We start from the raw sequence: 8923 nt of genomic DNA on the forward strand, positions 1-8923 counted from the left end.
CGCTCAGTCCGGTTTTCCATCCGCACGCGGGCGCCAGTAGATCCACCCCAACCGCAGCAACCACGGTGCAAGCACCAACAGCCAGCCTGCGGCGGCAACGGCATGCCAACGCCAGGGATCGTCCAGCAGCGGTGCGAGGACGCGCAGCACTGCGACCAGCTGCAGGCCGAGCAGGGCGATCCAGGCCACCACCGGCATCACCAGCGCCCGCCCGGAATGGCCTTGGGTTACGCGGGTGACCATCGCCACCAGCAGGCTGCCGAACAGGCCGATCACCAAGGCATGCAGCGGCGCGCGTTCCAGCCAGCCAACGTGGCCGGCGAGGGCGGCGATGTCCTGCAGCAGATACAACAGCATCGCCAATGGCCACCACGCCAGCCCGTAAAACAGCACGCTCAACAGCGGCGGCTTTGGTCCGCGCGGCCACCAACGCCACAGCGAATACAGTGACAACAGCAGCAGGCCGGCGTCGACCAGCAGTGTGACCAGTGGCAGCAGCAGCGATTCGCCGAGCAGGTGCAACAGGCACAGCGCCCACAGCGTCGCCAGCCACTGCGGTGGCCGCCACGCCTGGTAACCCGGCACCACATTGCCTGCGAAGAACGGGAACATGCGGTGGGCGACGCTGGTGTAGATCGGCAGCAACAGTCCGAAGGTGCCGATCGACACGCTCAGTGCCTGCCAGCGGACATCGCCCCCTGCGGCAGCAATCGCGAAGCAGAGCAGGCCTATCCAGCCCAGCAGCAAGCCGGACCAGCACGACCACGCATGCCAGGTGCGACCTTTCTCCTGCAGCAGCAAACGGCCAAGTGCGACCAGGCCGAACGCCCAACCCAGCAATCCCAACAACAGGGCCAGCCACACTCCCGGTTGCCAGCCGAGGCTGGCCGCAAGCAGCGTGATCTGCGCGCCGAACAGGCCGCCGCCGACCCCGGCGTACTGCCATCGCGGCAGCGCCGACAGGCCCATCCAGCGCGGGAACACGGTCAACAGGAAGCCGAAGATGAAACTGGGCAACACCAGATACTGCATCCACAGCCCGTGCAGCCAGGCCGGCGGCAAGGCGAGTGCGGGCAGGGGATTGCCCAGCTGCAATCCGCCCAGCCACAGCGCCCACCAGCCCATCGCCAGGCCGAGGTTGCAGACACCAATGAAGAACAGCAGCCGGTGCGGCGCATTGAGGACAGTCAAGGTGGAGGCGGGGCTGTTCATTGGGTGAGTATCCGAGCAGGCCTGGTCGGTGGTACTGACCAATATCAAGCGGGGCGGTACTGCGGGGAGAGTTTGGCGAGCGCTGGTTCGCGATACATGACGGTCGGAGACATTCAGCGTCTCCTGTGCGGAGGATGGGCTTCCCTTTGTGCCGCTCTTGCGGCAACACTGCACTGGGCAGCCACCTGTTCCTGCGGGGAAGCGCAATCATGTTCCGAAGCCGCGTCGTCGTCCGCTCGGTTGTACGCCGGTTCGCTTCGCTCGCTCTGGCAGTCGCGCTCGCGTCGCTGGCCGGGCTCGCCTTGCCAGGCACGGCGGTCGCCGCCGATGACGCGGCGCAGGTTGAAGGGCCGGTTCCGGCGACGGCGCGTTACTACAACCGCGACATCCTTACTTTCCGCGGCGCTTTCATGGGCCGCTCGCCACTGCAGCGGGCGCAGGTCACCGAGCTCAACATCAAGCGGATCGTTGAGGAGCCCGGCGTGCCCGGGGTCAGCTTCAACGACACCGCCGATGGCGCGATCCTGCTGCTCGGTGGCGAGGTCGTTACCATCATCATCCCTGCCGACGTGGATACCGCACAGGGCCAGAGTCTGGGCCAGGTACGTGAGGAAGTGCGCAGCCGGCTGGGTGATGCGGTTGCCGCTGCCGAACGCGAGCGGGCACCTGGGCGGGTGCTCCGCGGTGTGCTGTACAGCCTTGTCGCCACGCTGTTGGCGGGTGCATTGATCTGGTTGCTGGCATGGGCTGCGCGCAGGCTGCGTGCGGCGATGTTGGCATGGGTTGGAAAGCGGGCGAGTGCGTTGCACAGCGCACCGGTCAAGCAGATGCTGCACGGGGCAAATGCTTTGGCCGACTGGCTGTCGCGTGCGGTGCTGCTGGTGGCGGTGCTGGTGCTGGCAGAGGAATGGCTGCGCTACGTGTTCCATCAGTTCGATTACACCCAACCCTGGGCCACGGCGATGACGGTGTGGATCGCCGCCCAGGCCAAGGCCTGGTTGTGGGCCGGTGTGGCAGCGATTCCGGGACTGGTCACCGCGGTCATCATTTTCCTGTTGGCGCGCTTGGCCAGCCAGATCGTTGGCATGCTGTTCCGCGGCGTACAGAACGGGCGCTTCCAGATTTTCGGCATTGACCGCCAGTTGGCCGAGCCCAGCCGCAAGCTCACAGTGGCAGGTATCTGGCTGTTCGCACTGGCGATGGCCTATCCGTATCTGCCCGGTTCCAGCAGCGACGCGTTCAAGGGTTTGAGCGTACTGTTGGGCGTGATGATCTCGCTTGGCGGCTCCAGCATCGTGGGCCAGGCCGCGGCCGGCTTCACCCTGCTCTATGCACGGACAATGTCGGTCGGTGATCTGGTCAAGGTTGCCGATGTCGAAGGCCAGGTGCTGCAGATCGGCCTGTTCACCACCCGCATCCGCACCCTTACCGGGGTGGAGGTCAGTCTCCCCAACATGCATGTGCTCAGCGGCAAGCTGCTGAACTACTCGCGCGACCCACAGGCAGCGGGCATGTGGTTGGAGACCAGCATCACCATCGGTTACGACACGCCCTGGCGACAGGTGCATAGGCTGTTGCTGGAGGCTGCGGGCAAGACCGCGCATGTGCAGCGGGTCCCGGCCGCGCATGTGCTGCAGACCGCGCTCAACGATTTCTACGTTGCCTATGTGGTGCGCGTGCACATCATTCAGTTGCCGCTGCGCGCGCAGATACTCAGTGAGCTGCATGCCAACATCCAGGATGCGTTCAACGCCGCCGGGGTGCAGATCATGTCGCCCAACTACATCGCCGACCCTGAATTGCCCAAGATCGTTGCGCCCGCGGACTGGGATCCAAAAGCCCCAGCACCCTGATTGGCGTACAGGCAGCGGCAGCCTGAACCGGACAGTGCGAACAGCTGACATGTGGTGGGCGTACGCTGGCCAGAAGGCTTGGCGCAGTAGGCGTAGGGGGTTATCGGACTCCGGGTTTGACGCGCTGCCGCAAGGTCTTTCTGCGGTCGCTCGCTAAACTGATTTCATTTGCAACGGAGGTGGTATGAGCAGTTTTCGTCCGGTGTCGCTGATTGGCGTGCCTACCGATGTGGGTGCGGGCGCACGTGGTGCGCGGTTGGGGCCGGAGGCGCTGCGCATCGCTGGCCTGCCGGAGGCCTTGGCTGAGCGCGGTGTGGATGTACGCGACATCGGCAACCTGGATGGCCCGCGCAATCCGTGGACCGGCCCGGTGCAGGGCTACCGTCATCTCGACGAAGTGGTCGCATGGAACCATGCGCTGATGGAGGCGAGTTACGCCGAGCTGAAGGAAGGCCGCATGCCGATCATGCTTGGCGGCGACCATTGCCTCGGCGTGGGTTCGATCACCGCCGTTGCGCGCTGGTGCCGTGAGCAGGGCAAGCAGCTGCGCGTGCTGTGGCTGGACGCGCACTCGGATTTCAACACCTCCGACGTCACCCCATCGGGCAATATCCACGGTATGCCGGTGGCCTGCCTGTGCGGCCTCGGCCCGGAAGGCCTGACCCACCTGGGCGGCAGCGCCCCTGCGATCGCACCGTGGCAGGTGCACCAGATCGGCATCCGCTCGGTCGACCCGGAAGAGAAGCGCCTGATCAAGCAGCACCGTGTGGATGTCTACGACATGCGCTACATCGACGAAGCAGGGATGAAGCGAACGATGGAAGCCGCGCTGCATGGCATCGATGCCAATACCCACCTGCATGTCAGTTTCGATGTGGACTTCCTCGATCCCAGCATCGCGCCGGGCGTTGGCACGACGGTTCCGGGTGGCGTCAATTACCGTGAAGCGCAGCTGGTGATGGAGATGATCGCCGACACCGGCTTGATGGGCTCGCTGGACATCGTCGAGCTGAACCCGTTGCTCGACCACCAGAACCGCACCGCCGAGCTGGCCGTGGACCTGGTGGAGAGCCTGTTCGGCAAGTCCACCCTGATGCGCGATTAACAATCGGCCGACATCGCTGAACGTGTGCTGCGCGGCTTCACGCGGAGCACACGGCCCAGCCGCCAGATTCGTCTTCACACACGAAGTGCCCGCCGCCGGTCACCGGCCACGGCATCTGCCTTGAAAGGGAGGAGAAGACGAATGATGAAGCGACTGTTGATGCTGGCCCTGGTGGGCGCGTTCTCGGTTGGCATGCTCAGCGGCTGCAATACCGTAGCCGGCGCTGGCAAGGACATGCAGAAGGTTGGGGAAAAGGTCGAAGACAAGGCGCAGGACTGTAAAGACGGCAAGTGCTGATGAACACGCGGTCCATTGTGGGCCGCACCGATGGAACCACCACAGGAGAATCACATGAAGCGTTTGGTCGCCCTGATGTTGTTGTCGCTGTTCTCGGTCGCGGTGCTGTCTGGCTGCAACACGGTTGCTGGTGCCGGTAAGGACGTGCAGAAGGCTGGCGAGAAGGTTGAGGGTGCTGCCAAAGGGCATTGATCCGGCGGCATCATCCAGATGAATGAAAAGGCCGGCTTTGCCGGCCTTTTTTCATGCGCGCGTGCGCTTGGCTGAAGCGATGTTCACCAAGGTCAGCAACTCACAACGAATCATGGACCTGATGCCAACAGCACTGCAGCGAAGGTGGTCCCACGCGAATCAAGCGCGTATCCCCCGAAGGAGCAGCGTAATGAACAAAGACATCATTTCCGGCAAGTGGACCCAGCTCAAGGGCAAGGTGCAGGCCAAGTGGGGCGACATCACCGACGACGATTTGAAGGTGGCGGAAGGCAACGCTGAATACCTGGCAGGTCGCCTGCAGGAACGCTATGGCTGGGCCAAGGATCGTGCCGAAACCGAAGTGCGCGACTTCCAGAAGGCGCTGCACAAGGAATACCCCGATTACCACTGATGTGGGGTGATTGAGGGAAGCTATTTTCCTCAATCAGAAACCGATGCCAGATCTTTGGCATCGGTTTCTTTTTGCCTTTGTGGGAGCGACGCAAGCCGCGAAGCAAGGGCATCATCAGATGACATGGTTGTTGAAAGCTTGAGCGGCGTCAGCTTCGCGGCTTACGCCGCTCCTACATACAAGCGATGGCTGGCGCTGCGATCAGCGCCCACGTGCCGGCGGGTCCGGCACGAAGCCATTCGGGAATGCCTGCGGCGAGTTGTCCACCCGCGGATAGCCGCGCGGCAGGATGCCCATTGCCACCAGCCGTTGCCGCGAGTCATAGCGCACCTCGCTGACCTGCACCGGGTCGCGGCTGGCACGCTCGAAGCTGGTCAACGACGAACTCGACCATTCACGCTCACCGTGACCGGTGCCCAAGCGCTGCCGCGATTCGCTCTTGGCCATCGCACTGGGCGCGGCGGCTTCGGCGGCGCGGCCGCTGGCGTTGGCGCTGGCCTCGGCACGGTCCTCGTACTGCGGCATCGGCCGCGGCATGGGCCTTGGCGCCGGCAGTGGGCGCACGTCGTACACCGGCCGGCGCGCTTCGTTGAATACGGCGATGCCGATCACCCCGACATTGGCCGGGCGGCCGGTGCGGCTGGCGTAGCTGTCGCTGGAGCTGGTGAACACGAACTGCGCGACCTCTGCATTGGATTTGCGCCAACCGGTGATCTCGCTGCTCTGCCAGGGCTCCAGCACATAGCCGGACTGGCTGGGCGAGGCGGTCTGGCCGGTGATCGCATTGACCCCGTCCACCGACAGCACCACCAGCACGCGCTGGCCGCTGCGGTTCTGCATGCGCACGCTGTAACGGTGGCCCGGGCTGCCGGCGACCCATTGCTGGCCCCGGTGCGGGTGCAGGTCCAGCTCCTGTCCGTCGTCGCGGTCGATCACCGACAGCTGCACCGGACCCTCATCTGCCGGCCGTACCGGGCTGAACCCGCATAGCGCGACAACCGACAACACACTGGCTAGAAAACGGTACATGGCAGGCTCCTTGGCGGGGTACGTGGCTTGAAACGGCTAGGCGCGGGCAACGGGGTTGAGGGCGGGGACAGGCTGGGGCGGTTACACTGGCCTGGTTCATCCGCTCGTCAGCTTGGTTTACATGACTACCCGCGTCCTCACCGGCATCACCCCCTCCGGCACCCCCCATCTCGGCAACTACGTCGGCGCGATCCGCCCGGCCATTGCCGCCAGCCAGGCCTCGGATATCGAGAGCTTCTTCTTCCTGGCCGACCTGCACAGCCTGATCAAGGCGCAGGAGCCCGAGCGCACCCAGCGTTCGACCCTGGAGATCGCCGCCAGCTGGCTGGCCTGCGGCCTGGACCCGGACAAGGTGTGGTTCTACCGGCAGAGCGACATCCCGGAAACCACCGAGCTGATGTGGTTCCTCACCGTGGTCGCCAGCAAGGGCATCCTCAACCGCGCCCATGCCTACAAGGCCGCGGTGGACAAAAACCGCGAGGAGCAGCTGGACGACGATGCAGGCGTCAGCGCCGGTCTGTTCATGTACCCGGTGCTGATGGCTGCGGACATCCTGATTTTCAACGCCAACAAGGTGCCGGTGGGTCGTGACCAGATCCAGCACATCGAGATGGCGCGCGATTTCGCCCAGCGCTTCAACCACGTCTACGGCAAGGAATACTTTGCTCTGCCGGAAGTGATCATCGACGAACAGGTAGCCACCCTGGCCGGCCTGGACGGCCGCAAGATGAGCAAGAGCTACAGCAACACCATCCCGCTGTTCGTGCCGCGCGAGGAGCTGAAGAAGCTGGTGTTCTCCATCCTCACCGACTCGCGCCTGCCGGGCGAGCCCAAGGACACCGAAGGCTCGGCGCTGTTCCAGATGTACCAGGCCTTCGCCAGCCCGGAGCAGACCGCAGGCTTCGCCAAGGCCTTTGCCGAGGGCATCAGCTGGGGCGATGCCAAGCAGCAGCTGTTCGAACGCATCGACGCCGAGCTGTCGCCGCTGCGCGAGCGCTACAACGCGCTGATGGCCGAGCCCGAGAAGATTGAAGCCATCCTGCGCAAGCGTGGCCAGCAGCTGCGCGAGCAGTTCGCCATTCCGCTGTTGAAGGAACTGCGCCACGCCGTCGGCCTGCGTGACCTGTCTGCCGCCGGTGACAAGCCCAAGGCGACCGTTGCTGCCAAGGCGGCGCTGCCGCTGTTCAAGCAGTACCGCGAGAAGGATGGTCGCTTCTACTTCAAGCTGCTCGATGGCGAAGGCGCACTGCTGATCCAGAGCGAAGGCTTCGATTCACCGCGTGATGCCGGTCAGCTGATCGCCGTGCTCAAGCAGGCCGAGCAGGGCGATGCGCTGCAGAGCGAGTTGTTCAAGGTCGAAGTGGAAGTAGAGCCGGTGCTGGCTGCATTGCGTGAACTGCGCGAGGCTGCGGCAAAGGAATAAACCCTGTGGAGGAGCACGTCGATGGCCTGGTTGTCGTTGTTGTTGTTTCTCCCCTCGTTTGGCGTGATGGGAGCGTTGTACTGGTGGTTTCCGCGCCAGCCGCGCAACCGCACACGCACCTTGTTTGATGCATCGATGCTGGTGCTGGCCCTGCTGGCCAGCATCGGCTTCATGTTGTGGGGTTACCACGTTGGTGCCACCGAGGTGCCCGAAGGCCTGTGGAAGCAGATCCTCGCCGTGCTGTACGCCTACGGTGGCTTCCTGGCAGTGATGGTGCTTGCCCTGCTGCTGCGCCCACGCGTGCTGCAGCACTGAACCGACGCGGCTGCGACAAAAGTCCGGCTTGAGTGGCGCGATGGGGGCTGGCAGGATCGAAGCCAGTTTCTGTCGGAGTCCCCGCATGTCTGCTGCCCATGGCATCCACACCATCGATACCGCGTTCCAGCGCGATCACTTCGATGCGGCCTACCTGATCGTGCAGGATGGGCGCGGCGCGTTCGTTGACTGCGGCACCACCCATTCCTTGCCGAATCTGTTGGCCTGCATTACGCAGGCGGGTCTGACGCCTGCGGATATCGATTGGCTGATCGTCACCCATGTGCATCTGGATCATGCCGGCGGTGCCGGTGCGTTGATGCAGCAGCTGCCCAATGCACGGTTGGTCGTGCACCCGCGTGGCGCCCAGCACATGATCGATCCGACCCGGCTGATCGCCGGTGCAACGGCGGTGTATGGCGAGGCCGAGATGGCGCGCAGCTACGGCCAGATCGTGCCGGTGCCGGCCGAGCGCGTGGTGGTTGCCGAAGACGGGCATCGTGTATCACTGGCGGGCCGCGAGCTGGTCTGTGTGGATACGCCGGGGCATGCACGCCATCACTTCTGCGTGTGGGATGCGGCCAGCCGCAGCTGGTTCACCGGCGACACGTTCGGTCTTTCGTATCGCGAACTGGACCATGCTGGTGGTGCTTTCATCATTCCTACCTCCTCGCCGGTGCAGTTCGAGCCTGAAGCGATGCATGCCTCGATCCTGCGCTTGATGCAGGAGGCGCCGGAAGGCATGTACCTGACCCACTACGGTCGTGTCGAAGGCACGGCGCGATTGGCGCAGGAACTGCACGAGCAGATCGACGCGATGGTGGCGATCGCACAGCGCTGCAACGGCGAGCCGGAGCGCCATCGGCTGTTGGTGGATGCGCTGGGCGCGCTGTATGTAGCGCGCTTGCGCTTGCAAGGCAGTCCGCTGGACGCGTCCGAAGTGCTACGAGTGTTGGCAATGGATATCGAGCTCAACGCACAAGGCCTGGCCTGTTGGCTGGACCGAGAAAAACGCTGAAAGCGAGCAGATTTCCCGTAGTGCCGAGCCATGCTCGGCAGGGGCTTTATCGGGAAGGCCTCAGCCG

At 64.2% G+C, this 8923-nt stretch carries 10 protein-coding genes; 8 read left to right on the top strand and 2 right to left on the bottom strand.

Going from position 1 to position 8923, the window contains the following annotated elements; genetic code table 11:
* Positions 1 to 3 precede the first annotated feature (3 nt).
* Positions 4 to 1212 (bottom strand): NnrS family protein, encoded by a 1209-nt coding sequence (locus ACVOL0_RS05595; protein WP_481548246.1) that lies wholly within the window; start codon positions 1210 to 1212, stop codon positions 4 to 6.
* Positions 1213 to 1421: 209 nt separating this feature from the next.
* On the opposite strand from ACVOL0_RS05595, the gene ACVOL0_RS05600 reads away from it, so the two are divergent.
* The 5 genes from ACVOL0_RS05600 (at position 1422) to ACVOL0_RS05620 (ending at position 5071) form a co-directional block, all read left to right on the top strand.
* Positions 1422 to 3065 carry a mechanosensitive ion channel family protein gene (locus ACVOL0_RS05600; RefSeq protein WP_481548247.1) on the top strand — a complete coding sequence of 548 codons (1644 nt, stop codon included), beginning with the start codon at positions 1422 to 1424 and terminating at the stop codon, positions 3063 to 3065.
* A 184-nt stretch (positions 3066 to 3249) separates the two neighbouring features.
* A complete protein-coding gene (gene rocF / locus ACVOL0_RS05605; protein ID WP_481548248.1) occupies positions 3250 to 4170 on the top strand; it encodes an arginase in 921 nt (306 codons plus the stop codon).
* Positions 4171 to 4314: 144 nt separating this feature from the next.
* Positions 4315 to 4467 (top strand): entericidin A/B family lipoprotein, encoded by a 153-nt coding sequence (locus ACVOL0_RS05610; RefSeq protein ID WP_282269037.1) that lies wholly within the window; start codon positions 4315 to 4317, stop codon positions 4465 to 4467.
* Positions 4468 to 4521: 54 nt separating this feature from the next.
* Positions 4522 to 4659: an entericidin A/B family lipoprotein gene (locus tag ACVOL0_RS05615; protein WP_062170399.1), complete on the top strand. Its 138-nt coding sequence runs from the start codon at positions 4522 to 4524 to the stop codon at positions 4657 to 4659.
* A 190-nt stretch (positions 4660 to 4849) separates the two neighbouring features.
* Complete coding sequence (locus ACVOL0_RS05620) at positions 4850 to 5071, top strand: CsbD family protein (protein WP_481548249.1); 222 nt, start codon at positions 4850 to 4852, stop codon at positions 5069 to 5071.
* 201 nt (positions 5072 to 5272) lie between these two features.
* Here the strand turns inward: ACVOL0_RS05620 and ACVOL0_RS05625 are convergent, their stop codons facing one another.
* Positions 5273 to 6100, bottom strand: coding sequence for a hypothetical protein (locus ACVOL0_RS05625; RefSeq protein WP_481548250.1), 828 nt, complete (start codon positions 6098 to 6100; stop codon positions 5273 to 5275).
* A gap of 121 nt (positions 6101 to 6221) precedes the next feature.
* Between ACVOL0_RS05625 and ACVOL0_RS05630 the strand changes: the two genes are divergently transcribed.
* The 3 genes from ACVOL0_RS05630 (at position 6222) to ACVOL0_RS05640 (ending at position 8856) form a co-directional block, all read left to right on the top strand.
* Entirely contained in the window at positions 6222 to 7523 is a 1302-nt protein-coding gene (locus ACVOL0_RS05630) for a tryptophan--tRNA ligase (protein ID WP_481548251.1), read from the top strand.
* Between the two features lie 21 nt (positions 7524 to 7544).
* The gene (locus tag ACVOL0_RS05635; protein ID WP_481548252.1) at positions 7545 to 7838 is read left to right on the top strand and encodes a hypothetical protein; all 294 of its coding nucleotides are present in this window, start codon (positions 7545 to 7547) and stop codon (positions 7836 to 7838) included.
* 85 nt (positions 7839 to 7923) lie between these two features.
* A complete protein-coding gene (locus ACVOL0_RS05640) occupies positions 7924 to 8856 on the top strand; it encodes an MBL fold metallo-hydrolase (RefSeq protein WP_481548253.1) in 933 nt (310 codons plus the stop codon).
* The last annotated feature ends 67 nt before the right edge of the window (positions 8857 to 8923 follow it).

It is taken from the genome of Stenotrophomonas sp. STEN021 (assembly GCF_056760175.1).